This is a genomic window from Phytohabitans rumicis, assembly GCF_011764445.1.
Classification (GTDB): domain Bacteria; phylum Actinomycetota; class Actinomycetes; order Mycobacteriales; family Micromonosporaceae; genus Phytohabitans; species Phytohabitans rumicis.
This window is the reverse complement of sequence record NZ_BLPG01000001.1, coordinates 7,937,450-7,960,439: the sequence shown is the minus strand read 5'-3', so window position 1 is coordinate 7,960,439 and position 22,990 is coordinate 7,937,450. Positions and strand designations below refer to the sequence as shown.

Annotated in this window: 18 protein-coding genes and 3 pseudogenes; 12 read left to right on the top strand and 9 right to left on the bottom strand. The window is 71.0% G+C overall.

The window, feature by feature from the left end; genetic code table 11:
* Positions 1-80 precede the first annotated feature (80 nt).
* Entirely contained in the window at positions 81-263 is a 183-nt protein-coding gene (locus Prum_RS36075) for a hypothetical protein (protein ID WP_173080921.1), read from the bottom strand.
* Entirely contained in the window at positions 257-1,048 is a 792-nt protein-coding gene (locus tag Prum_RS36070) for an N-acetylglucosamine kinase (protein ID WP_173080919.1), read from the bottom strand. The genes Prum_RS36075 and Prum_RS36070 overlap by 7 nt, the downstream gene beginning before the upstream one ends.
* Before the next feature lie 89 nt (positions 1,049-1,137).
* Here Prum_RS36070 and Prum_RS36065 point away from each other — a divergent pair, with 89 nt between their 5' ends.
* The 8 genes and pseudogenes from Prum_RS36065 to Prum_RS55830 all read left to right on the top strand — a co-directional run bounded on the left by Prum_RS36065 (position 1,138) and on the right by Prum_RS55830 (position 8,916).
* The gene (locus Prum_RS36065; RefSeq protein ID WP_173080917.1) at positions 1,138-1,890 is read left to right on the top strand and encodes a sugar isomerase domain-containing protein; all 753 of its coding nucleotides are present in this window, start codon (positions 1,138-1,140) and stop codon (positions 1,888-1,890) included.
* 62 nt (positions 1,891-1,952) lie between these two features.
* On the top strand, positions 1,953-3,362 hold the full coding sequence (gene ngcE / locus Prum_RS36060; protein ID WP_246278321.1) for an N-acetylglucosamine/diacetylchitobiose ABC transporter substrate-binding protein: 1,410 nt from the start codon (positions 1,953-1,955) through the stop codon (positions 3,360-3,362).
* Between the two features lie 11 nt (positions 3,363-3,373).
* The gene (locus tag Prum_RS36055) at positions 3,374-4,288 is read left to right on the top strand and encodes a carbohydrate ABC transporter permease (RefSeq protein WP_218577514.1); all 915 of its coding nucleotides are present in this window, start codon (positions 3,374-3,376) and stop codon (positions 4,286-4,288) included.
* A pseudogene (locus tag Prum_RS55375) lies at positions 4,285-5,088 on the top strand (carbohydrate ABC transporter permease); the annotation flags it as partial. The gene Prum_RS36055 and the pseudogene Prum_RS55375, both read left to right, overlap by 4 nt.
* A 246-nt stretch (positions 5,089-5,334) precedes the next feature.
* Positions 5,335-6,357, top strand: a complete 1,023-nt coding sequence (locus Prum_RS36045) for an alpha-L-fucosidase (RefSeq protein ID WP_443094371.1) — start codon at positions 5,335-5,337, stop codon at positions 6,355-6,357.
* Positions 6,358-6,389: 32 nt separating this feature from the next.
* Complete coding sequence (locus Prum_RS36040; RefSeq protein WP_246278674.1) at positions 6,390-7,316, top strand: MurR/RpiR family transcriptional regulator; 927 nt, start codon at positions 6,390-6,392, stop codon at positions 7,314-7,316.
* A 37-nt stretch (positions 7,317-7,353) separates the two neighbouring features.
* Positions 7,354-8,238, top strand: a pseudogene (locus Prum_RS55835) (serine/threonine-protein kinase); the annotation flags it as partial.
* 6 nt (positions 8,239-8,244) lie between these two features.
* The gene (locus Prum_RS55830) at positions 8,245-8,916 is read left to right on the top strand and encodes a ricin-type beta-trefoil lectin domain protein (RefSeq protein WP_443094370.1); all 672 of its coding nucleotides are present in this window, start codon (positions 8,245-8,247) and stop codon (positions 8,914-8,916) included.
* Here the strand turns inward: Prum_RS55830 and Prum_RS36030 are convergent.
* The 3 genes and pseudogenes from Prum_RS36030 to Prum_RS52475 form a co-directional block, all read right to left on the bottom strand.
* Positions 8,913-10,690: pseudogene (locus tag Prum_RS36030) on the bottom strand (FAD-binding dehydrogenase). The gene Prum_RS55830 and the pseudogene Prum_RS36030 overlap by 4 nt on opposite strands.
* Before the next feature lie 120 nt (positions 10,691-10,810).
* Positions 10,811-12,283 carry an alpha-amylase family glycosyl hydrolase gene (locus Prum_RS36025; protein WP_443094369.1) on the bottom strand — a complete coding sequence of 491 codons (1,473 nt, stop codon included), beginning with the start codon at positions 12,281-12,283 and terminating at the stop codon, positions 10,811-10,813.
* Positions 12,284-12,345: 62 nt separating this feature from the next.
* Positions 12,346-12,987: a hypothetical protein gene (locus tag Prum_RS52475; RefSeq protein ID WP_246278320.1), complete on the bottom strand. Its 642-nt coding sequence runs from the start codon at positions 12,985-12,987 to the stop codon at positions 12,346-12,348.
* A 45-nt stretch (positions 12,988-13,032) separates the two neighbouring features.
* On the opposite strand from Prum_RS52475, the gene Prum_RS50005 reads away from it, so the two are divergent.
* Positions 13,033-13,179, top strand: coding sequence for a hypothetical protein (locus Prum_RS50005; RefSeq protein ID WP_218577512.1), 147 nt, complete (start codon positions 13,033-13,035; stop codon positions 13,177-13,179).
* Positions 13,180-13,212: 33 nt separating this feature from the next.
* Here Prum_RS50005 and Prum_RS50000 read toward each other — a convergent pair whose 3' ends face one another.
* The 4 genes from Prum_RS50000 to Prum_RS36010 are packed head-to-tail and all read right to left on the bottom strand — an operon-like array spanning position 13,213 to position 18,516.
* On the bottom strand, positions 13,213-13,605 hold the full coding sequence (locus Prum_RS50000; RefSeq protein ID WP_218577511.1) for a thiamine pyrophosphate-dependent enzyme: 393 nt from the start codon (positions 13,603-13,605) through the stop codon (positions 13,213-13,215).
* On the bottom strand, positions 13,560-14,933 hold the full coding sequence (locus Prum_RS36020; RefSeq protein ID WP_218577510.1) for a thiamine pyrophosphate-binding protein: 1,374 nt from the start codon (positions 14,931-14,933) through the stop codon (positions 13,560-13,562). The genes Prum_RS50000 and Prum_RS36020 overlap by 46 nt, the downstream gene beginning before the upstream one ends.
* Positions 14,921-16,465, bottom strand: a complete 1,545-nt coding sequence (locus tag Prum_RS36015; RefSeq protein WP_173080911.1) for a DJ-1/PfpI family protein — start codon at positions 16,463-16,465, stop codon at positions 14,921-14,923. The genes Prum_RS36020 and Prum_RS36015 overlap by 13 nt, the downstream gene beginning before the upstream one ends.
* 14 nt (positions 16,466-16,479) lie before the next feature.
* Positions 16,480-18,516, bottom strand: coding sequence for an AGE family epimerase/isomerase (locus Prum_RS36010; RefSeq protein ID WP_173080909.1), 2,037 nt, complete (start codon positions 18,514-18,516; stop codon positions 16,480-16,482).
* A gap of 236 nt (positions 18,517-18,752) precedes the next feature.
* On the opposite strand from Prum_RS36010, the gene Prum_RS36005 reads away from it, so the two are divergent.
* The 3 genes from Prum_RS36005 to Prum_RS35995 are packed head-to-tail and all read left to right on the top strand — an operon-like array spanning position 18,753 to position 22,839.
* Positions 18,753-19,802: an aldo/keto reductase gene (locus Prum_RS36005; protein WP_173080907.1), complete on the top strand. Its 1,050-nt coding sequence runs from the start codon at positions 18,753-18,755 to the stop codon at positions 19,800-19,802.
* A gap of 41 nt (positions 19,803-19,843) precedes the next feature.
* Complete coding sequence (locus Prum_RS36000; RefSeq protein WP_173080905.1) at positions 19,844-20,152, top strand: hypothetical protein; 309 nt, start codon at positions 19,844-19,846, stop codon at positions 20,150-20,152.
* Positions 20,152-22,839 carry a DUF4132 domain-containing protein gene (locus Prum_RS35995; RefSeq protein WP_246278319.1) on the top strand — a complete coding sequence of 896 codons (2,688 nt, stop codon included), beginning with the start codon at positions 20,152-20,154 and terminating at the stop codon, positions 22,837-22,839. The genes Prum_RS36000 and Prum_RS35995 overlap by 1 nt, the downstream gene beginning before the upstream one ends.
* The last annotated feature ends 151 nt before the right edge of the window (positions 22,840-22,990 follow it).

Below are 22,990 nucleotides of genomic sequence, written 5' to 3'. Positions count from 1 at the left end.
AAGTATCACCTTCCCCGACGGTAGGGCGAAATTACGATTCGCTCGACATGAAGTCAATAGATCCATCGATACGATCATGGCTAGCCGCCAATCAGCCGGCGGTGTACCGCAGAAGCACGCGGGCCGGTCAGGGCGGCGAACTCACACGCGGCGAGCCAGGCCGCACCGGCCGCGCCGTCGGTGGCCACGCGCACCGGGGCGGCCCATCGTGTCGCGCACCGGTGCTCGACCCGCGCCCGCAGCGGACCCACCGCGGTCAGCACTCCCCGGCCAGCACGATCGGCCCGCGGTCGTCGGGGTCGCGGACCTTGGCGGCGGTGGCGACCAGGCGGTCCGCCGCCTCGTCCACGATGGACGCCGCGACCGGATCCCCGGCCCCGGCGGCCACGCTGACCAGGGGTGCCAGCGGGGCAAGCGTCCGCACGGGGGCGCCCTGGACGGCCGTGGAGATCGCGTCGGCGGTGTCCTGCGTCGCCGGGGCACCGGGCCCGGCCAGCCGATCGATCACGAGGCGGGCGAGCGGGCCCGCCTCCCCGGCGAGGATCTGCCGGACGGCGACCTTGGCGGCCGCGCGGCCCAGCCAGAACGCCGAGCCCTCGTCGCCCAGCAGCCATCCGTGGCCGTCGGCGACCCGGGTCACCCGCAGACCCTCGATCCGCAGGGCCGCCGCCCCGGTCCCGGACAGCAGGACGCTGCCCGCCGGCGCCGGTGTCGCGGAGCAGTAGGCGACCAGCGGGTCGGCCTCCGGCCGGGGCGCCCTGCCGAGCCCCAGGTCGGCCCACATCCGGGCGAAGAGCGCCGCGTTCGCCGGGTCGGCCAGCGCCCCGCGGCCCGCGAGGCCGAGCACGCCGCCGGCGACCGTGGCGGGGTCGGCGTCGCCGAGCGCCTGCCGCACCGCCGTACGGATCTGCGCCGCGGCGGCCGGCGCGCCGTGGGCGATCGGGTTGCCGCCACCGGCTCCCCCGGTGCCGACGCGCTCGCCGTCGACCGTGGCCAGGACGGCCCGGGTCGAGGTCCCGCCCGCGTCGATGCCGAGAACCAGAACCATGTCTCCCGCCCCGCCGGTGATGTGTAGTAATTTTGCCTACCAACGCACGATGGTGAAACATCCTACGACAGCACCGGGCAGGAGTCTGTATGCCGATCAGCGGTTCCGGGTACGCCGACGTGATCTCCGATTTCGTCCGGGAGGTGCCCGTCAGCCAGCGCGACAACGTTCGAGACGCCGCCGGACGCATCGCGACCGCGCTCCGCAACGACGGTGTCATCCAGGCATTCGGCTCCGGCCACTCGGAGGCGATCGCGATGGAGATCGCCGGACGCGCCGGGGGCCTGGTGCCGACCAACCGGCTGACCCTGCGCGATCTGGTGATCTTCGGCGGGGAGCCGCCGAGCATCCTGGACAATCCGGGGCTGGAGCGCGACCCGGCCATCGCGCACCGGATCTTCGAGCTGGCGAAGGTGGCCCCGCCGGACATCTTCGTGGTGATCTCCAGCTCCGGCGTCAACGGCTGCGTGGTGGAGCTTGCCCGGATCGCGAAGGAGCAGGGACACGACGTGATCGCGCTGACGTCGCTGCGGCACAGCGCCGCGGTGCCGTCGCGCCATCCGTCCGGGTTGAAGCTGAGCGACCTGGCCGACGTGGTGCTGGACAACGGCGCACCGCGTGGCGACTCGGTCATGCACCTGCCCGGCGGCGGCGCGTTCGGGGCGGTCTCCACGATCACCTCGGCCCTGCTCGCCCAGATGACGGTCGCCGAGGTGGTCCGGTTGCTGCTGGAAGCCGGCCAGACCCCGGCCGTCTACCTTTCCGCCAACATCCCCGAGGGCGACGAGCACAACCAGCGGCTGGAGGCCCGGTACGCGGGGCGCATCCGGCGAGGTGCATAAAGTATTGACCCGCACATGTGATGGTTGTAATTTCTACGACACTTCCTAGCCAAGGAGATAATGTGTCTAGCTCGTTGAACCGCCGGAAGCTGCTGCACGGCGGTGTTTCCCTGGCCGCGATGGGCGGCACCACCTGGCTGCTGGGCGGCTGCGTCACCAGCGGGTCCGACGACGATGCGGAGTCGGCGAAGGGCGCCGCCGACGAGACCAACCCGCTCGGCGTGCTGCCGGACAAGGCGCTCGAGGTCGTCATCTTCAAGGGCGGGTACGGCGACGACTACGCCAAGTTCAACGAGTCCCTCTACCAGAAGCGGTTTCCCAAGGCGGAGGTCAAGCACCAGGGCATCCAGACGATCGCCCAGACCATGCAACCGCGCCTCGTCGCCGGCGACGCGCCCGACGTCATCGACAACGCCGGCGACAGCCGCCTGGACATGGCGACGCTGATCTCCGGCAAGCAGGTGAAGGACCTCACCGAGCTGCTCGACGCCCCCTCCATCGACGACCCCAAGGTGAAGGTGCGCGACACGATCACCGCCGGCGTCATCGAGTCCAACACCGTCAACGGCGCCGTCTACCAGCTCAACTACGTCTCCACCGTGTTCGGCTTCTACTACAACAAGAAACTGTTCGCCGACCGCGGCTGGACGTACCCGACGACCTGGGACGCGATGCTCACCCTCTGCGGGGAGATCAAGAAGGCCGGCGTCGCGCCGTGGACGTACCAGGGCAAGTACCCCGGCTACTGGACCGAGCAGATCGTCACGCTGATCGGCAAGGCGGGCGGCCTGGACGCCGTCAAGGCCATCGACAACCTGGAGCCGAACGCCTGGAAGCAGCCCGCCGTGCTCGCGGCCGCGGAGGCGCTCTACCAGATCGCGGACAAGGGCTACCTGCTGTCCGGCACCGAGGGCCTGACCCACACCGAGGCGCAGACCGCCTGGGCACAGGGCAAGGTGGCGTTCATCCCCTGTGGCAGCTGGGTCGAGAACGAGATGAAGGGCATCATCCCCACCGGTTTCGAGACCACGGTCGGCGCCACCCCGTCCCTGTCCACTTCGGACAAACTCCCGCACCAGGCGCTGTACGCGGGCTCCAGCGAGTCGTTCATCGTCCCGGCCCAGGGCAAGAACGTCCAAGGTGGACTGGAGTTCCTGCGCATCATGCTGTCCCTGGAGGCGGGAAACAAGTTCGCCGAGCTGACCGGCTCCCTCCCGGTCATCAAGGGGGTGGCCAAGAACGTCACGCTGACGCCCGGCCTCGCCTCCGCGCGCGAGGCGCTTTCCGCCGCCGGCGACAACGTGTTCTTCTTCAAGCTGGGCGACTGGTACGCCGAGCTGGGCAAGGCGATCGGCGACGCCAACGGCGCGCTCATGACCAAGAGCATCACCCCCGCCGCGTGGGCCGACCGCGTCCAGAAGGCCGCGGACAAGACCGCCGGCGACAGCTCCATCACCAAGTTCAAGCGCTAGGGTCCGTACGCATGCACCACGGTCGGCGCCGTTTCATCGCCTCCATGCTCGTGCTGCCGCTGACGCTGTACGGCGTGTTCGTGCTCTCGCCGTACGCACAGGCTTTCTACCTCTCGCTCACCGACTGGCGGGGCTTCTCCGCCCAGGCGAACTTCGTCGGCCTGGACAATTTCGCCCGCCTGTTCGACGACGAACTGTTCTGGCGGGCGTTGCGCAACAACGGCATCCTGCTGGCGGTGGTACCGGCGCTGACCGTGGCGCTCGGGCTGTTTATCGCGGCCCTGCTCAACTTCGGCGGCAAGCGGCGCAGCGGCGGGTTCGCCCACGCCGGCGGGGCCAACTTCTACAAGGTGGTCACGTTCTTTCCGCTGCTGCTGTCCGTCTCCATCGTCGGGGTGTTGTGGCAGTTCGTGTACACACCGAACAACGGGCTGCTCAACGGCGTACTCGATGCGGTTGGTCTGGATGGTTTGGAGCGGTCGTGGCTCGCGGACCCGGCCACGGCGCTGCCCGCCGTGATCGTGGTGATGATCTGGAGCTCGCTCGGCTTCTACGTCGTGCTCTTCAGCGCGGCGATGCAGTCGGTGCCGTCCGATGTGCTGGAGGCGGCGGCGCTGGACGGGGCGGGCCAGGTCGCCACGTTCTGGCGGGTGACGCTGCCGCTGGTCTGGGACAGCGTCCAGGTGGCCCTCGTCTACCTGGGGGTGGCGGCGCTCGACGGTTTCGCGCTGATCCAGATCATGACGGTGGGCCCCGGCGGGCCGGACGGCGCCACCGAGGTGCTGGCGTTGAGCCTGTGGCGCAATGCCTTCTCGTACGGGCGGTTCAGCTACGCCACCGCGATGGGAGTGACCCTGTTCTTCCTGACGATGACACTCGCCCTGCTCACTTTCCGGGTGTCGCGACGCGAACGGATCGAGCTGTGAAGCGGACCGGCGTGCACGTCTTTCTGGTGCTGTGGGCGCTGGTCGTCACCGTGCCGCTGCTGTGGGCGGTGGTCAGCTCGCTGAAGACCGACAGCCAGATCTTCACCAGCCCGTGGAGCGTGCCCACCGATCCCCAGTTCGGGAACTACGCCCGAGCCTGGGGTCAGGCGCAGATCGGCACGTACTTCCTCAACAGCCTGATCGTGGTGGGCGGCTCGGTGCTGCTGGTCATGCTGCTGGGCTCGATGACCGCGTACGTGCTGGCCTGCTACCGCTTTCGCGGCAACCGGCTCGTCTACTACCTCTTCGTGGCGGGCATGACCTTCCCCGTCTTCCTCGCCCTGGTGCCGCTCTTCTTCGTCGTCAAGCAGCTCGGGCTGCTCAATACGTACCCCGGATTGATTCTTGTCTACACCGCGTACGCCCTGCCGTTCACGGTGTTCTTCCTGCGGGGCTTCTTCCGCAACCTGCCGTGGGCCGTCGCCGAAGCCGCCATCGTCGACGGATGCTCGCACTACGGCGTGTTTTTCCGGGTCATGCTGCCGATGGCGAAACCAGGACTGGTCAGCATCGGAATCTTCAACTTCCTCGGGCTGTGGAACCAGTACCTGCTCCCGCTGGTGCTCAACCAGCAGCCGGAACGGTATGTCCTGGCGCAAGGGCTCGCCGCGCTGGCCGTCAACCAGGGCTACCGCAGTGACTGGAGCGCACTCTTCGCCGGGCTGACCATCGCGATCATGCCCGTCCTCATCGTCTATCTGATTTTCTACCGGCACGTCCAGGCCGGCCTGACCGCGGGGCCGTCAAGTGACCATGCAGCCCTGGTTCACCGACGCGAAATTGGGCATCTTCCTGCACTGGGGGATCTACGCCGTCCGGGGCGTGGCCGAGTCGTGGTCGTTCTACTTCGGCGACGTGTCCTATGCGGACTACATGGCGCAGGCGGCGGGGTTCACCGCGCGGCGCTTCGACCCGGACGCGTGGGCCCGCCTCTTCCGGCGCTCCGGGCGCGGTACTCGGTGCTGACCGCCAAGCACCACGACGGCATGGCGCTGTGGGACACCCAGGCCGGCGACCTGTCGGTCGCCAAGCGCACGCCGGCCGCCCGCGACCTGCTCGGCGAGTACGTCGCCGGCATGCGGCGGCACGACCTGAAGGTGGGCTTCTACTTCTCGCACCTGGACTGGTCGCATCCGGACTACCCGACGCAGCGACCGTCCACTCTGGTCAGGCCGTGGGTGGAGAGCCGGTTCGGGCTCTGCGCCGAAGGCGCGGAGGATCCGGCACGGTGGGAGCGGTTCCTGCGGTTCCACCGGGCTCAGGTCGGGGAGCTGCTCGGGTACCGGCCGGACCTGATGTGGTTCGACGGCGCATGGGAGCGCGACGAGTCCCAATGGCGGATGCGCGAGTTGCGCGATTCGATCCTCGCCGAGGCGCCGAACATGATCGTGTCACGGTTGCTGGACCACAGCGACTACGAGACGCCGGAGCAGGGCCTGCCGATCGTCCCGCCGGACGGGCCGTGGGAGCTGTGCCTGACGGTCAACGACTCCTGGGGCCACCAACCCGCCGACCGGAATTTCAAATCCACCCGGCAACTCGTGCGCATCTTCGCCGAGACGCTCGGCGGCGGCGGCAACCTGTTGCTCGGCATCGGCCCGCGCGAGGACGGCACCTTCCAGCCCGAGCACGTCGAGCGCCTGCACGCCCTGGGGGCCTGGATCGAGCGCAACCGGGAAGCCGTCTACGGCACGGGCCGAGGGCTGCCGCTCGGCCACCACTACGGCCCGTCCATGCTGTCGAAGGACGGCCGCACGCTCTTCCTGGTCTGTCTGGACAGACCCATCGAGTACGTCGCGGTCAAGGGGCTCCGGACGAAGGTCCGCGGCGTGTCCGTCCTGGGCACCGGGGCCGCGTTGGGGCACCGGGTGGTCGGCGGGTTCGGCGACGACGTGCCCGGCGTGCTGTACATCGACGCCCCGGCCGAGGTCGACGAGTACGCGACGGTGCTCGCCGTCGAACTGGACGGCGTGTTGGATCTCTACCGGGGAGCCGGGTACCACGGATGATGGAGTCATCCCTTGATGAGAGGCTAGTGGGAGTGTCTACGCAGCTATCCGACGTCACTCCGGTGCTCAACCGGCTCAGAAGCATGCTCCCCAACCTCCCGGACGCCCTGGCCCGGGTGGCGGAGCAGGTGTTGGCCAGCCCACCGGAGATGACCACGCTGTCGCTGGTGGACCTGGCCGACCGGGCCCGCGTCGCCCCGGCCACCGTGACCCGCTTCTGCCGTACGGTCGGCTACGACGACTACCGGGCACTGCGCATCGCCATCGCGGCGGAGACCGGGCGGGCCGAGCAGGCCCGCTGGGAGCTGAACCTCGGCCGGGAGATCCGGCCGGACGACCCGGCGCACCTGGTGCTGCAGGTCATCGCGGGCGCGGACTCCCGGACCATCCAGGAGACCGCCGCGCAGATCGATCTGGACATCGCCCAGCGGGCCGCCGAGCGGATCGCGGGCGCCCGCCGCTTCGACATATTCGGCGTCGGCGGGAGCTGGCTGTCGGCGTCGGAGATGCAGCTGCGGATGGAGCGGATCGGCATCCCGACGTGGGCCCGCTGCGACGTACACAGCGCGCTGACCAGCGCCGCTTTGCTCACGCCGGACGACGTCGTGATGGCCATCTCGCACAGCGGGCGCACCGCCGAGGCGGTCGACGTGCTGACCGAGGCCCGCAACCAGGGTGCCACGACGATCGCGCTGACCAGCTTTCCCCGTTCGCCGATCGCCGACATCGCCGATCTTGTGCTGACCACGACCGCGGGCGAGACGACGTACCGGCCGGAGGCGCTCTCGGCGAAGCACTCCCAGCTGGTCGTCCTCGACCTGGTCTACATCCTGATCGCGCAGCGCACCGTCGAGCGGACCACGGAGGCGTTCGACACCACCGTGCGCGCCATCAAGCAACATAAGATCCAGTCGACCAGGCCGGGCCCCGCCGAGCGGCGGTCGTCGTCCGGCACGTGATGATCGCGTACGGGCGGCGCAGGGTACGGTCCACTCCGTGTCTGACATGCCTCCACGCTTGATCGCCGGCCGGTACCGGCTTGTCCACCCGCTCGGTCAGGGCGGAATGGGGCGAGTCTGGCTGGCCCGCGACGAGATGTTGCGCCGGGATGTCGCGATCAAGGAGCTGGTGCCGCCGCCCGGCCTGACCGACGCCGAGCGGCGGGACATGCGCGAACGGTCCATGCGGGAGGCGCGGGCGATCGCCCAGCTCAACCAGTCCAATGTGGTACGGATCTTCGACGTGTTGCACGACGGCGGCGAGCCGTGGATCGTCATGGAACTCGTCGTGTCCCGCTCGTTGCACGCGGTGGTGGCCGAGCACGGCCCGATGGCACCGGCGCAGGCGGCGCGGATCGGCCTGGCCGTGTTGGCCGCGCTGCGCGCCGCTCACCAGGCCGGGCTGCTGCACCGGGACGTGAAGCCGGCCAACGTGCTGCTCGCCAACGACGGCCGGGTGGTCCTGACCGACTTCGGGCTGGCCACCGCGCCCGACGACCCGGGCATGACCCGGACCGGGGTCGTCATCGGCTCCCCGTCGTTCCTGGCGCCGGAGCGGGCCACCGACGGCGTGATCGGGCCGGCGGCCGACCTGTGGTCGCTCGGCGCGACGCTGTACGCCGTCGTGGAGGGAAGGCCGCCGTACGTACGGTCGTCGGGGCTGGCGACGCTGGCCGCCCTCGCGACCGAACCGCCGGCGCCGCCGCGGCGCGCGGGCGCCCTGGGCCCGGCGTTGGAAGGGCTGTTGCGCAAGGACCCGGCCCTGCGGATCGGCCCGGAGGAGGCCGAGCACCTCCTGCGCCAGGCGACCCTCGAGCCACCGCGGGACGTGGACACGGTACCGGTTGAGGTGCCGCCCGCCGCCGCCCCGAGGAAGCGGCGCGGCTGGGTGATCGCGGCCGTCGTCGCGGCGCTCGCGCTGGCCGGCGGCCTCGCCGGTCGCCCGCTCATCAGCGCCGCCCTGGCCGACAAGGGCGACGACGTGGTACCCGGCGGCACGGCGACACCGGAGCCCACGGCGGCTCCCGGTGGGAGTCTCGACACCCGACCGGCGCCGTCCGCGACGGCGGCGTCGCCGTCGGTCAAACCCACCCGCAGCGCCCCATCCTCCGCCCGGGCGAGCGCCGCGCCGAGCAGGTCGGTACGGCCCACGAAGACCAGCGCACCGACCCAGCCGCTGTTCACCGACCGCCCCATCGTCAACGAGAGCAGCGGCAAGTGCATCGACGTTCCGGGCAGCTCCGCGGACACCCCGGCCGAGATCCAGATGTGGGACTGCCACGACGTCGCGGGTGAGAAGTTCACCCACGCCGCGGACGGCACCCTGCGGGTCCTTGGCAAGTGCCTGGAGATCAGGAGTACGGGCAACGGCTCGACCCTGCGGATCGCCGGTTGTACGGCCGGTGCCCGGCAACAGTTCGACCTGACCGGCGCCGGCAACCTGATCAGCCGCGGGGCGGGCAGGTGCGTCGACGTCACCAACGGCGACCCGGGCAACGGCATCTGGCTGATGATCTCCGACTGCACCGGCACGGAGACCCAGAAGTGGTACGTCGGTTAGGCGGTCGCGGCTGCCGCGGCTCGTCCGGTCTGGCGGCCGGTGAAGAGGCAGCCACCGAGGAAGGTGCCCTCTAGGGAGCGGTATCCGTGCGCCCCTCCCCCGCCGAAGCCGGCGACCTCACCGGCGGCGTACAGGCCGGGGACGGCTTGTCCGGTGGCGTCCAGGACGCGGCCGGACAGGTCGGTTTGCAGGCCGCCGAGGCTCTTGCGGGTCAGGATGTTGAGGCGTACGGCGATCAGCGGTCCGGCGTCAGGGTCCAGGATCCGGTGGATCGCGGCGGTACGGCTGAGCGTGTCGCCCGGGTAGGCCAGCGCGTTGCGGATGCCCATGACCTGGGCGTCCTTGCTATACGGGTTCTCGATTTCCCGGTCCCGGGCCTCGATCTGCCGCTGGAGGTCGGTCAGGTCGACGAGGTTGTCGCCGGTCAGCCTGTTCATGCCGGTGACCAGGTCCGGCAGGGTGGTCGCGCTGACGAAGTCCGCGCCCTTGTCCACGAACCGCTGGATCGGCTCGGGAGTCTGCCAGATGCGGGACAGCAGCAGCCAGATGTTCTTGTTGGTGAGGTCGGGGTTCTGCTCGGAGCCGGAGAGCGCGAACTCCTTGCCGATGATCTTCTTGGTGGTGACGAACCAGGAGTAGTCGTACCCGGAGGCGGTGATCGACTTGAGCGTGTGCAGGGTGTCGTATCCGGGGAAGTCGGGGGCGCCGAAGCGCTTGCCGGTGGCGTCGAACCACATCGACGACGGGCCGGGCAGGATCCGGATGCCGTGGCCGGGCCAGATCGGGTCGTAGTTGCGCAGCCCTTCGGTGTAGTGCCACATCCGGTCGGGGTTGACGATGCGTCCACCGGCCTGCTGGGTGATCGCGAGCATCCGGCCGTCCACATGGGCCGGCACGCCGGTGACCATGTACCGGGGTGCGGGGCCGAGCCGGGCCGGCCAGTTCTGCCGGACGAGGTCGTGGTTGCCGCCGATGCCGCCGGAGGTGACGATCACGACCGGGGCGCGCAACTCGAAGTCGCCGACCACCGTGCGGGAGGTGGCCTTGCCCGGGCGGCGGTGCTGGGCTCCAGCACCGAGCCGCGCACGCCGGTGATGGCGCCGCCGGTACGCACGATCTCGTCGACCCGGTGCCGGAACTTGAGCGTGACGTTCGCGGCCGCCCGCACCTTGTTGACGAACGGCTCGACCACGGCCGGTCCGGTGCCCCAGGTGACGTGGAAGCGGGGCACGGAGTTGCCGTGCCCGTCCGCCAGGCCGCCGCCGCGCTCGGCCCAGCCGACGATCGGGAACCAGCGCACGCCCAGGCCGTAGAGCCAGGACCGCTTCTCGGTGGCGGCGAAGTCGACGTACGCCTCGGCCCACCGGTACGCCCAGTAGTCCTGCCCGGCCGGGTCGTCGACGCCGCGGTCGAACCCGGCGGTACCGAGCCAGTCCTGCCAGGCCAGCTCGTGGGAGTCCTTGATGCCCATCAGCCGCTGCTCGTCGGAGTCGACGAAGAACAGCCCGCCGAACGACCAGAACGCCTGCCCGCCCAGGTTGGACTCCGGCTCCTGGTCCAGCAGGATCACCCGGCGCCCGGCCGCCGCCAGCTCCGCGGTCGCCACCAGGCCGGCCAGCCCGCCGCCGACGACGATCGCGTCCGCGTCGTCCGAAGCGGCGGCCGCGAAGGCCGGTGCGGCCGTCTGCGCCACCGCCACCCCGGCCAGGACACCACCGGCCATGGACAGCGCGCGGCGCCGGCTGATCGTGGCTCGAGCTTCGGCGCCGTCCATCCAAGACCTCCCGAATGAAACATGAAACATTTTCTTACTCGGGGGTAACTTAGATGGACGCGCCGCCGGCGCGCAAGACATCGATCGAAGTTTTCCTCACCACACCTTCCGCGGGGCTCCTCACCACATCTTGCGCAGGACGACGAAGCCGGCGCGGGGCAGCACCGCGGTCAGTGTGCCACCGGTCGCGGGCAGGTCGGCGCCGCCGTTGCCGTCGTTCCAGCCTCCATAGTGGATGGAGTCGCTGTTGAAGACCTCGCGCCAGAGCCCGTCCGGCACGCCCGGCGTCCGGTACCCGGCGGTGAACGGGGCGTCGTTGAGCGAGGCGATCACGAGCGTGTCGTCCGGGCCGTCGGTGCGGTGGAAGGCCAAAACCCGGGCGGCGTCGTCGGCGTGCACCACGTCGATGGTGCGGGAACGCAGCGCGCGCACCGCCCGGCGCAGCCCGATGAGGCCGCGGTAGAAGGCGAACAGGTTCGCGCCGCCGTCCTGCCGGGCGGCTTCCAGGTCGGTACGGTGCCAGGCGAAGTCGTCGTAGCGGTAGTCCTCCACGGCGCCCACCTCCTCGCCCATGAAGAACATCGGCGTCCCGGCGGACAGCAGGGACATACCGGCGGTGAAGCGGGCCCGCGCCTCGGCGTACCGGCGGGTCTCGCCGACCAGCGGCGCCCGGCCCACCGCGATCGCGAGCGTACGGCCGGAGGTGCCGCCGGAGTGGCGGGAGTTGCCGGCCTCGTCGTGCGACTCGTGGTAGACGAGCGCGGCGTCGGCGGTACGGCGGAGCGTCTGGCCGAACCGGGCCATCGCGAGCGGGCGGTTGTCGCCGAGCGCGGCGGTGGTGAGCAGGTTCGGCGAGCCGCTGTCGCGACCGGTGTCGCCGCTGAGGTGGTGGTAGAAGTCGGCGTACCAGGTCACGTCGAACCCGAGACCGCCCAGCCGGCCCGGCTGGGTGACCGCCGGCCAGCCGGAGTGGTCCTCGGCGATGAGGAAGACGTCGGGCCGGACCAGGCGCAGCGTGCGGGTCAGCTCGCGCAGGAACCGGACGCCGAAGGCGTTCACGTGCGGCAGCCCGCGGCCGTCGGCGTGCAATGTGGAGTACGCGTGCAGCGACGTGGTCTGGTCCACCCGGAACCCGTCGATGTGAAACTCCGCCAGCTGGGCCACCGCGCTGGAGATGAGCATCTGCCGGACCGGCTCCTCCCACAGCCGCGGCGCCCAGCCGGTGGACAGGTTGTCCACGTACCCGCCGGTGGGGTCGGCGTAGTCGGTGTCGAGCCCTTCGTACCAGTAGTAGCTGTTGCGGGCGTGTGCGTCGGAGTCGTACGCCCACTGCGCGCGCTCGGCGTGGTGGTGGTAGTGGTTGTAGACCACGTCGAGAATCACCGCGATGCCCCGCTGGTGGCACGCCCGCACGAAGTGCTTGAGCTGGTCCCGGCCGCCGCCGCTGAACTCCACGGCGAAGTAGTGCGAGGTGCCGTAGCCCCAGGACGCCCAGCCCTCGAACTCGGCCATCGGCAGCAGCTCGACCGCGTTCACGCCGAGGTCCACCAGGTGGTCGAGCAGCTCCATCGCGTCGGCGAGATTGCCGGGCACCGGGTTTCCGGCGCCGTCCGTACGCCCCGCGCCCAGCCCGCCGACGTGCAGCTCGTAGATGATCAGATCCTCGACGCGGGTGGGCAGCGGCCGGCGCGGATCCAGCTCGTCGCGCCAGAACTCCTCGTCGGCCCAGCCCGCCCCGGGCCCTCGAACGGACCCACCCGGTCCGGATCCACGACGACCGAGCAGCCGACCGTGCCGTCGAGGTCCTGCCACCGGCCGGAGAACGGCGACGCCGCCGGATCGATGCGCCCGCGCCCGATCTGGCACCGGGAGTACAGGTCGGTGCGGTACGCGACCCGGCCGTTGTCCTTCACCACCTCGAACATGTACGGCCGGCCGAGGACGGCCGCGTGGTCGTCCACTGTGGCCGTCCACACGCCACCGCCGGTGTCGCGCAGCGGGATCGGCTCACCGACCACACCGGTGCCGTCGTCGCCGATGTAGCCGCTGATCGGGTCGCCGAACACCACGGACACCGCGCGGGCGTTCGGCGCCCACACGGCGAACTCCGCGCCGGTACGGCCGCCGGCGTCGTGCCGCTTGTTGACGCCGAGCCGGCGGCCGGTGCTCAACCAGTACTCCTGCGGTGGCAGGTCCGCGGCGAGCGTGAACGTGCGGTGCCGCACCGGTGCCGCCGGGTCGCCCGCCTCGGTCGGGATGCCCCAGGCTTCCCGGCCGCCCGGCGCGTCCAGCAGCACCCCCAGTGGTACGGGTGACCGAGTCGCGAGTCAGGGAACGTGAGCGTGGCGCGGAACGTCGGGCAGCCGTCCGGCCCGCGGCTCTCGGTCATCGGCACGGTGGTCCAGGTCTGCGCCGGCTCGCCGGCCCCGTCCCAACTGCCGCACAGCCGGACGTTGCGGAACACGGGACTCGCGAGCCCGGTGTGGTAGACGAACTCGACCCGCATCGTGCCCACCCTCCTGCTAGCCGCGCGCCGGCGTCACGTCGCGGTCCAGGACCACCTCCAGCAGAGCGGGTCCGCGGTGGCCCAGCAGCGTGCACAGCGCCTGCTCGACCTGCGCGGGCTCCACCAGCCGGAACGCGGCGACGCCGAGCGCCTCGGCGAGCCGGACGAAGCTGACGCGTGGACTGGTCAGATCGAAGAACGGCGGGTACGGCTGGTCCGGCGAGTCGTCCCGCCGGTAGGCGGCCAGGTTCTCCTTCAGCAGACGGTAGCTGGCGTTGTGGCAGACGACCAGCTTCACGTCGAGCCCGAGGTGCGCGGCCGTCCACAGTGCCTGGTACGTGTACATCGCGCCGCCGTCTCCGGTCAGCCCGACGACGGTCCGGTCCGGCCGGGCCAGCTTCGCGCCCACCGCGCCCGGGATGCCCACCCCAGCGTGCCGCCCGGCGTCTGGAAGAACGCGCCCGGCGTCGTGGGCGGCAGCCAACGGGTCAGCTCCGCCGAGTGGGTGAGCGACTCGTCGAACACCACCGCGTCGGCCGGCAGCAGCCGCGCCAGGGCCTCGGCGATCATCGACATGCGCAGCGGTCCGCGGTCCCGCTCGGCGATGTCGAGGCGCAGCCGGCCGGCGTGCGCGCGGGCGGTCTGCTCGGCGATCGACCGGACCCGTCCCGCCGCGGCCTCGTGCTGCGCGTCCGTCATCGTCTCGTCCAGCACGCCGGTCAGCGCCCGCAAGGTCAGCCGCGGATCGCTGACCATGCCGAGGGTCACCGGGTGGTTCTTGGCGATCGCGGCGGCGTCCAGGTCGATGTGGACCACCGGGGCGCCGTCCCGGAACGGGCTGCGGGTCAGCGGGAACACGTCCGGGAACAGGTACGTCCCGCACACCAGGACGGCGTCCGCGTCGGCCACCGTGGCGGCACTGGTCTCGCCCGACAGGTGCCCGGAAAGGCCCCGCCACAGCGGGTGGGTCCACGGCATGACCAGCTCGGAGGCGGTCAGCCCGTACACGCCGGCGCCCCACGTCTCGGCGAACCGGGCCAGCTCGTCCACGGCGCCGCTCGCGGCAACGCCGTCGCCGACCAGGATCACCGGCGACCGGGCACCGGCCAGCAGCCGGGCCGCCTGCTCGACGACCGGCGCGTCGGGCACCACCGCGGTCTGCGGAAACACGGTCGGCGTGACCGGCTCCTCGTTCGGCTGGTCCAGGACGTCCTGCGGTACGGCGAGGAACACCGGCCCGCGCGGCGGGGTGGCCGCCACCTTCAGGCAGCGCCGGAACAGCCGCAGCAGGCTACTCGGGTGGTTGACCCGGGCGGCGTACTTGGTCACCGGACGGGCCATGGCGACCAGGTCGACCGCCAGGTGGGCATCCAGCGCGTCGTACTCCACCCCGGCCTCGCCCGCGAGCACCACCAGGGGCGTCTGCCGGCGCGCGGCGTGGTAGATGCTGCCGATGGCGTTGCCCAGGCCGGCGCCGCTGTGCAGCAGCACCACGGCCGGACGCCCGGACGCCTGCGCGTACCCGTCGGCGGTGCTCACCAGCGCCGCCTCCTGCAGGCCCAGGACGTACTCCACGTCGGGGTAGCGGGTCAGCTCGTCGAGCAGACCCTCCTCTGTGGACCCGGGGTTGCCGAACAGGTACCGGACTCCGTCGGCCCGCAGCTGCTCCAGCAACCGGCGGTGGCCGGTGGCCACCGCCGTGCTGGGCGGCGGGCTCAGGTCGGTCACCAGCCCCATCGCCGCAGCCCTTCCCGGAGCACCTCGATCAGCTTCTGCCCGGTCAGCGCGCTGTCCTGGATGGACCGTCCGGTGATGAACGGGTAGTCCACGATCACGCTCGTCGGGCGGCCGAAGTTGCCGTGGAAGGCGCCGCCGGGAGCGGTGGCGTCCCGCATCAGGAACTCCATCGTGTACGGCGCCGGGCCCATGTTGAAGTCCAGCGGCTTGTTGCGGCCCTCGACGAACACGGTGCCGTCCTTGTAGTCGTACTCCACGCAGTGGCCGGTCACGTGCTTGCCGGCCAGGATGCTGCGCCGCTCGTTCATGTCCCGCGCGAACGCCAGGCTGATGCCGCCGTAGCAGACCGCCGCGATCGGCTTGTCCACCCGGTGGAAGGCCAGGACCAGGTCGTGCACCCGCTGGTTGTTGCCCAGGTCGACGATGGCCCCCGCGCCGCCGACGAGGAGGATCGCGTCGTACTCGGCGACGCGCTCCGCCGCCCGCGCCAGGTCCCGGTGGTACACCTCCATCAGCCGGACGAACTGCGGCGCGGCGTGGTACGGCCGTTCCGGGAACCAGTCCGCCAGGTTGATCGGGTAGTCCAGCCGGGCGCCCTGCTCGGTGAACGGGTCGTCCATCTCCCGCGCCCACCGCGCCATCTGCTCGCTGGTGATCTTTCGTTGCAGCGGCGGGTCGAAGAAGTCGGCGTCCATGCTCACCGGGATCGCGTTGGGCCGCTTGCCGGTGGGCGTGACGAAGTCCACCGCGATGCCGGCGGCGTCCAGCTCGCGCAGCGGGCCCACCAGCTCCTCGCCCCAGTAGCCCCACTCGGACACCACCATCAGCACCTTGCCGGTGCGTTCGCGGGATACGGGCGGGACGAACTGGGGTACGGGCCGCTCGCGCGCGGCGAGGATGCCGTCCCGCACCGCGTCGACCAGCCGCTCGGTGGCGTGCCACGACGAGCTCGTCACCAGGTCGCCGTCGACCACGACCTGCTCGCCCTCGGGCGTACCCGGCGGCGGCGGCACGTACGTGGCGCCGGCGTTGAGCACGTCGGCGAGGACCACCGGATGGCAGATCACCCGGCGCCCGGCGAGCAGTTCCGGCGACGGGGTCAGCAACCACAGCGCGTGGCACGGGGCGGCCTTGACCACCCGCGGGTCCGCCATGGCCCGCTGGAAGAACCGGACCGCCGGCGCCGACCGCACGGCCGCCGCCGGCAACGTACCGGGCGGCGGCGGGTCGACGTAGCGCAGCCGCACGGTCGTGTAGTTGGCCATCGCGATGACCGCGTCGTAGCCGGTCGGATCCACCTCGTCGACGTCGAGGCCCACCTCGACCCACTCGATGGGCTGTGCCGACCCGCTGTCGTCCGGCTCCACAGTGGAGTAGAAGCGCAGGCTGTCGTTGCCCCACAGCCGTGATACCAGGTCGACCGTGGCGCCGTACTGGGCGAAGCGTTCCTGATAGATGCGCAGCTCGCTCGGGATGTACTGGCTTTCCACCAGCACCGCCACGCGCGCACCGGAAAGCGGTTTGTCCGTCATGAGGTCCCCCGTACTCAGTGGACAGAGAACTCGACGACGAGGCTGACCGAACCGTCCTTCGGGTTCGGCTTGACCCCGTCGATCGAGATCTGGAAGTCGTCGGCGTTGGCCGGCTTGAGATCCTCGGTGCGGTCCACGCCGTTCGCGCTGACCCGCAGGATCTCCACCCGGTTGGGCGGCATGAAGTCCGGCAGCACGTTGATGGTCCGCTGCTCCCCGTCGCCCTGCACCCGGAAGTAGAGGCAGAAGCGGCGGTGCTGGTCGTCCGGCTCCACGAAGGCCCGGACGTAGAGGTGGGCCAGGTAGTTCAGCTCGAAGCTGTGGTAGCCGGCCACCGAGTGGCTGCCCTTCTGCCCGTACACCCCTTGGAGCACCGGCAGCCCGCTCTCCGTGGTGCGGAAGAAGATACCCTGCCGGTCCCGGTCCAGGAAGAACAGATTCCAGAACGCCATGCACTCCCGCGCCAGGTTCAGGTAGCGCTCGTCGCGGGTCGCGCCGTACAGCAACAGGTACGCCAGGATGCCCTGCTCCTGTTGCCAGAAGTCCTTGGTCACACCCCAGGCGAACTGGATCGGCATGCCGTTGTCGGGCATCCGCTCCACCGCGTCGAAGACCCCGCCGCGGACCGGGTCGACCGCGGCCTCGGCCATCCGGTCGGCGAGCCGGCGGGCCAGGTGCAGGCAGCGGGCGGCCATCTGCTTCTGCTGGTCCGCCTCGGCGTGCTGGCCCCGATCGTGCAGCCGCTGCTCGCGCCCCTGGAGGTAGAACATGCAGCGGGTCAGGTTCCAGGCGATCTTCAGGTTGTGCCCGACGATCGCCCGGTTCTGCTGCCACCCGTACTCGTGGTCGGGGGTCCAGTCGGCGTGGAACCGCTCGTTGACGTAGTCGCTGTGGTCGTCCGGGAACTTCTCCACGATGAGCGCGACCGTCTCGTCGAGCAGTTCGATCGCGTCGTTCTGCAGCCGCTCGAACGCCGAACGGGCCTCGCCGCGCGGCAGCGGCTCCACCGCCAGCACCAGGTTGACCAGGTACGCCGGCAGGTGGTCACCGATCGAGTTCCAGTTCTTGCGCGACTGGTTCGGCCCGAGCGCGGCGCTGTCCGGCCGGAACGTCACGTCGTCCAGGTGCGAGAAGTAGCCGCCGTAGCCGGGCAGGCCACGCTCGCGGGCCGCCTCGTCGTCGCGGTAGAAGTCCCGGAACGTGTTCAGCGTCCGCCGGATGTCCGCCAGGACCTCCCAGTCCCCGGTAATCCGGTAGTACTGGCCGAGCCCGGCGAGCGCGTAGATCTGTTCGTACAGCGGGATCGCGCCCGCGTCGTCGGGGAATTCCGACGCCATGAGCAGCCGTTCACCGTCCGCGGTGGCCCGCCGGCCGTGGGCCCAGAAGCAGTGCCGGCCGTCGCTGGACAGCGTCCGGAAGGCTTGCCGTTGGTACGCCACCGCCGCCCGCGCGGCCAGGAAGTAGCGCTCCGCCCCGGTCAACAGGTACGCCGAGGACAGCCCGTAGATGAGCCGGGACAGCGTGGCGCACTCCTGCACGGTGTCGTCGGTGGGCCTGCCGACGATGTTGAGGTTCGTCCGGTAGAACTTGGCGAAGTCCTCCAGCGAGTAGTCCCGCCGGGCGTCGAAGAGCTGGTCCAGCCACCGGTCCGCCAGCCGGGAGATCTGGGTGAGCCACCACGTCGGCTCCTCGAACACGTACGCCCCGCCGGGGCTGGACTGCAACAGGTAGACGATCCGCCCGTCGTACCGGCCGCGGCCCTGGTGCTCCTGGTGGATGCCGCGGACGAACACCAGGTTGTCCACGGCGACGTACCGGCGGATCGAGTCCCGCACCGGATCCCCGCCGTCCGGATCCGGCGCGGGCCCCGGCGTGCGGTCCCGGGACACGCCGTCGACGTTGGACAGCACCTCGAAGGTGGTCGTCGGACCGACGAAGACCTCCACCACGTCGCCGCTGCGGCAGGCGATGGTGAACGACGAGGATTCGACGTCGACCGACACGACATTGCCCGCCACCGACGTGGTGGCGGCGTAGGACTGGTACCCCATTGTGAAGCCTCCCCTTTTCGCTCCGTGAGCCGACGATAACCAGCAGTTACGGAGCGTGGCGGGAAACCTCGAACCGTGCCCGCGAGGGCCCGGCGCCCGGTAGAAAGGAGGTTCGCTACTCGAACGTCTCGCCTCGCCATGGCCGAGTCCTCGCTCAGGTGCGTGGAGTACCAGGCTAGAACCGGCGCGGCACGTCCCGGGCGCGGATCGGCGGATAGCTCCGCTACGGTGGGGCCGTGGAGTACAGGACGCTGGGCGGTTCGGGTCTACAGGTGTCGGTGCTGTCGATGGGCACGATGACCTTCGGCGGCAAGGACATCTTCGCCAACGTCGGCACGACCGGCGTCGACGAGGCACGGCAGCAGGTCGACCGCTGCCTGGATGCGGGGATCAATCTGATCGACACCGCCGACGTCTACTCCGGCGGGGCGTCGGAGGAGATCGTCGGTGAGGTGCTGCGCGGTCGCCGCGACGACGTACTGCTCGCGACCAAGGTGCGCTTCCCCATGGGGCCGGGCCCCAACGACGGCGGGCTGTCCCGGCACCACGTCATCGCCGGCTGCGAGGCGAGCCTGCGCCGCCTGCAGACCGACCACATCGACCTGTACCAGCTGCACGAGTGGGACGGCCTGACCCCGCTGGCGGAGACCTTCGAGGCGCTGGACCTGCTGGTCCGGGCCGGCAAGGTCCGGTATGTCGGGGTGTCCAACTTCGCCGGCTGGCAGCTCATGAAGGCCGTCAACACCGCCGAGGTCCGCGCCCTGCCCCGCCCGGTCAGCCAGCAGATCTACTACTCCCTGCAGGCCCGCGACGCCGAGTACGAGCTCATCCCCGCCGCGGTCGACCAGGGGCTCGGCGTACTGGTGTGGAGCCCGCTGGCCGGCGGGCTGCTGTCCGGCAAATACCGCCGCGGCCAGCAGGCGCCCGCCGGCAGCCGGCAGCTGACCGAATGGAGCGAGCCGCCGGTGTACGACGAGGACAAGCTCTACGACACGGTCGACGTACTCGTGCGGGTCGGCGAGGCGCACGGCGTCTCCGCCGCGCAGGTCGCGCTGGCCTGGCTGCTCGGCCGGCCCGCGGTCAGCTCCGTGGTCGTCGGCGCCCGCACCGGCGAACAACTGGCCGACAACCTGGCCGCCGCCGACCTGCGGCTGACCGACGACGAGCGCCGCAGCCTCGACCAGGTCAGCGCCCAGCCGCTGCTCTACCCGTACTGGCATCAGGCGAACACCGCCCGTGACCGCCTGTCCCCCGCGGACCTGACGCTGCTCGGCCCCCACCTGTAGCGAGGGGCCTCGGCTCGATCGGGTGGTCTACGTTGTCGACCATGCCGACAGTGACCATCGTGGACGAGAGCCTCTCCGGTTCCCGGGCCGAAGGCTGGGCGCTGGAGATCTTCGAGGAGCGGTTGCGACTCGACGAGATCATCCGCCGCCGGATCTACCAGGAGGTAACCGAGCGCGACCCGCGGACCGACTGGCGCGCAGAGTACGAGCGTGCGCTGGACGCCTTTCGCCGCAACGGGTTCGTGGTGCTGGTCGGCGGCCACCAGGTGACCGAGCTGGAGCACGAGGTGGAGCTCTCCGCGGGCACCGAGGTCACGTTTCTCAAGCTGATCCCGCTGGTGGGTGGCTGATGGCGCCCCGGGACGAGGCCGACACGATGCTGCGGCGGATCGCCCGCGGCTACGGGTCCGCGCCGAGCTGGCGGGACTGGCTGGTCACCGAGATGTGCCGGCAGCCGGTCGCCGTCACCCAGGCGGTCCGGGATCTGCTGGTCGAGCAGCCGGAGCAGTACGCCTCGACCGAGGCCCACCGCGCCGCGCTGGCCTGGGTCGCCGACCGCCTCGACGAACACCTGCCGCGGCGGTACGCGCTGACCGCCGACCTGCCGCCGAGCGAGCTGGCCCGGCGGCTGCTCGTGGTGCTGGCGCCGCTCGCGCCCGACTACTTCTACTGGCAGGGCCCGGCCTGCGCCGAGATCGGTGACCTGCTGGTCGCTCAGCCGCCCGAGGACCGGGTGGAGCTGTCCCGCGAGTTCCTGCGGTACCTCGACGCCGGCTCCGGCCAGCCACCCATCCCGGCGCTGACCACCTTGCTGGGACGGCTCGTGGAGGCGGGCGGCGCGGTCGACGTACCGGCCCTGTTCACCTGGTACGGCCGCCAGGTCGCGGGCGGCGTACCGGGTGCCGACGCGCTGCTGGTCGCGGAGTTCGCCGCTGGCCGCCCGTGGCCGCTCGCCCTGGCCGCCGTCCGGCGCGAGGCGGTCATGTTCGGGGCGAACCATGTCACGGCCCTGCCAGCAGCCGAACCGCTGTGGCCGACCGTGAACCCCGGCGAGCCGTGGGCCGACCGGCTCATCGCCGACGTCGAGGCGCTGCCCGAGGACCGCCGGGCGGCCTGGCACGCGCTGTTCACGCACGCCACCGGGGCAACCCAGGCGCGCCCGTCCGACCGGTGGCGGCAGACCGGCGCCGCGCTGGTCGCCGAGGTCGGCGAGGCGGACTTCGCCGACCGTACGATCGGCTGGCTGGCGCTGGTCGGCAAGCCGCGCAGCACGCCGCTGCACCTCGGTCTCGACGACGGCGACCACAACCAGGGCTTCGACCCGTACAACGCGACGGCGCTGCGGGGCATGGTGTGGCTGCTGGCCGACCGCCCGCCGAGCCCGGCGATCGTCCGGCTGCTGGGCGCGATGGCGGAGACGGCGCTGCGCAAGGTGCCCGGCATCGGTCCGCGCAGCCCGAAGCTCGCCAACGCCGCGGTGTACGCGCTGTCCCGGCTGGACGATCCGGGCGCGGTCGGCGAGCTCGCCCGCCTCTGCGCCAGAGTGACCCACAAGGGCACCCTGAAGGAGGTCGAGAAGGCGCTGAACGCGCGGGCGGCGGCGCTCGGGGTGTCCCGCGACGAGGTCGACGAGCTGGCGATCCCCAGCTACGGGCTGGAGGACGTGGGACGCCGCGCCGAAAAGCTCGGCACGACGGTGGCCGAGGTGCGCGTCACCGGCATCGAGGCCAGCCTGCACTGGCACAACGCCGCCGGCCGGCCGGTCAAGTCGCCGCCGGCCGAGGTCCGCCGCGAGCACGCGGAGGCGCTGACCGAGCTGAAGGCGTCGGTCAAGGAGATCGGCAAGATGCTGACCGCCCAGCGGGACCGGCTGGACCGGATGGTCCTGTCCCGGCGGGAGTGGCGCTACGCCGCCTGGCGGGAGCGGTACCTGGACCACCCGCTGGTCGGCACGCTGGCCCGGCGTCTGATCTGGACGGTGGACGGCACGGCCTGCTGCTGGGCCGAAGACGCTATGCGCACAGTGGACGGTGCTGTGCTGGACTGCCCCGCCGAGGCCACAGTGGAGCTTTGGCACCCGATCGGTCAGCCGGTACCGGCCGTGCTGGCCTGGCGGGAGTTTCTCGAACGGCACGGCATCACGCAGCCGTTCAAGCAGGCGCACCGCGAGACGTACCCGCGCACCGACGCGGAGGGCGCCACCGGCACCTACTCCAACCGTTTCGCCGCGCACATCGTGCGCCAGCACCAGTTCCACGCGCTGGCGGCCGTACGCGGCTGGCGCAGCGTGCTGCGCATGATGGTCGACGACGTGTACCCGCCGCCGACCCGGGAGCTGCCCGAGTGGGGGCTGCGGGCCGAGTTCTGGGTGGCGGGCGCCGGAGACGACTACGAAAGCGACGCCAACGAGTCCGGCGCCTATCTGCGGCTGGCCACCGACCAGGTCCGCTTCTACCCGATCGACGCGCCCCAACACCAGGCGCACGCCAGCGGCGGCGAGTACGAGCAGTGGCTGGGCGCCGACCAGCAGCCGACCGCGCCGCTGCCGCTGGAGAGCGTGCCGGCGCTCGTGTTCAGCGAGGTGATGCGCGACGTCGACCTGTTCGTCGGCGTCGCCAGCGTCGGCAACGACCCGACCTGGTCCGACGGCGGTCCAGGCGGCCGGTTCCGCGAGTACTGGGCGAGCTACAGCTTCGGCGAGCTGTCCGCGACCGCGCAGACCCGCCGGGACCTGCTCACCAGGCTGCTCCCCCGGCTCGCCATCGCCGAGCGGTGCGAGATCGCGGGGCGGTTCCTGCGGGTCCGCGGCGACCTACGCACGTACAAGATCCATCTGGGCTCGGGCAACATCCTGATGGAGCCGCAGGACGAGTACCTGTGCATCGTGCCGGACCGGTCGGCGCCGTCCGGCACCGACGGGCTCTTCCTGCCGTTCGAGGGCGACCGGACGCTCGCGCTGGTGCTGAGCAAGGCCATCCTGCTCGCCGGCGACACCCGCATCACCGACCGGACGATCGTGCGCCAGATCCGCCCCTAGCGCGCCAGCGCGTCGAGCAGGGCGTGGTCGGATAGGCGCGGCCGGCCTCGTCGATCAAGGACTTTCGCGTCGATCAAGGGCAAATGGTCGTGGAAAGGAGATCAAAGCACGGCCGTTTGCCCTTGATCGACGGGGAGGGGACGCGGGGAGG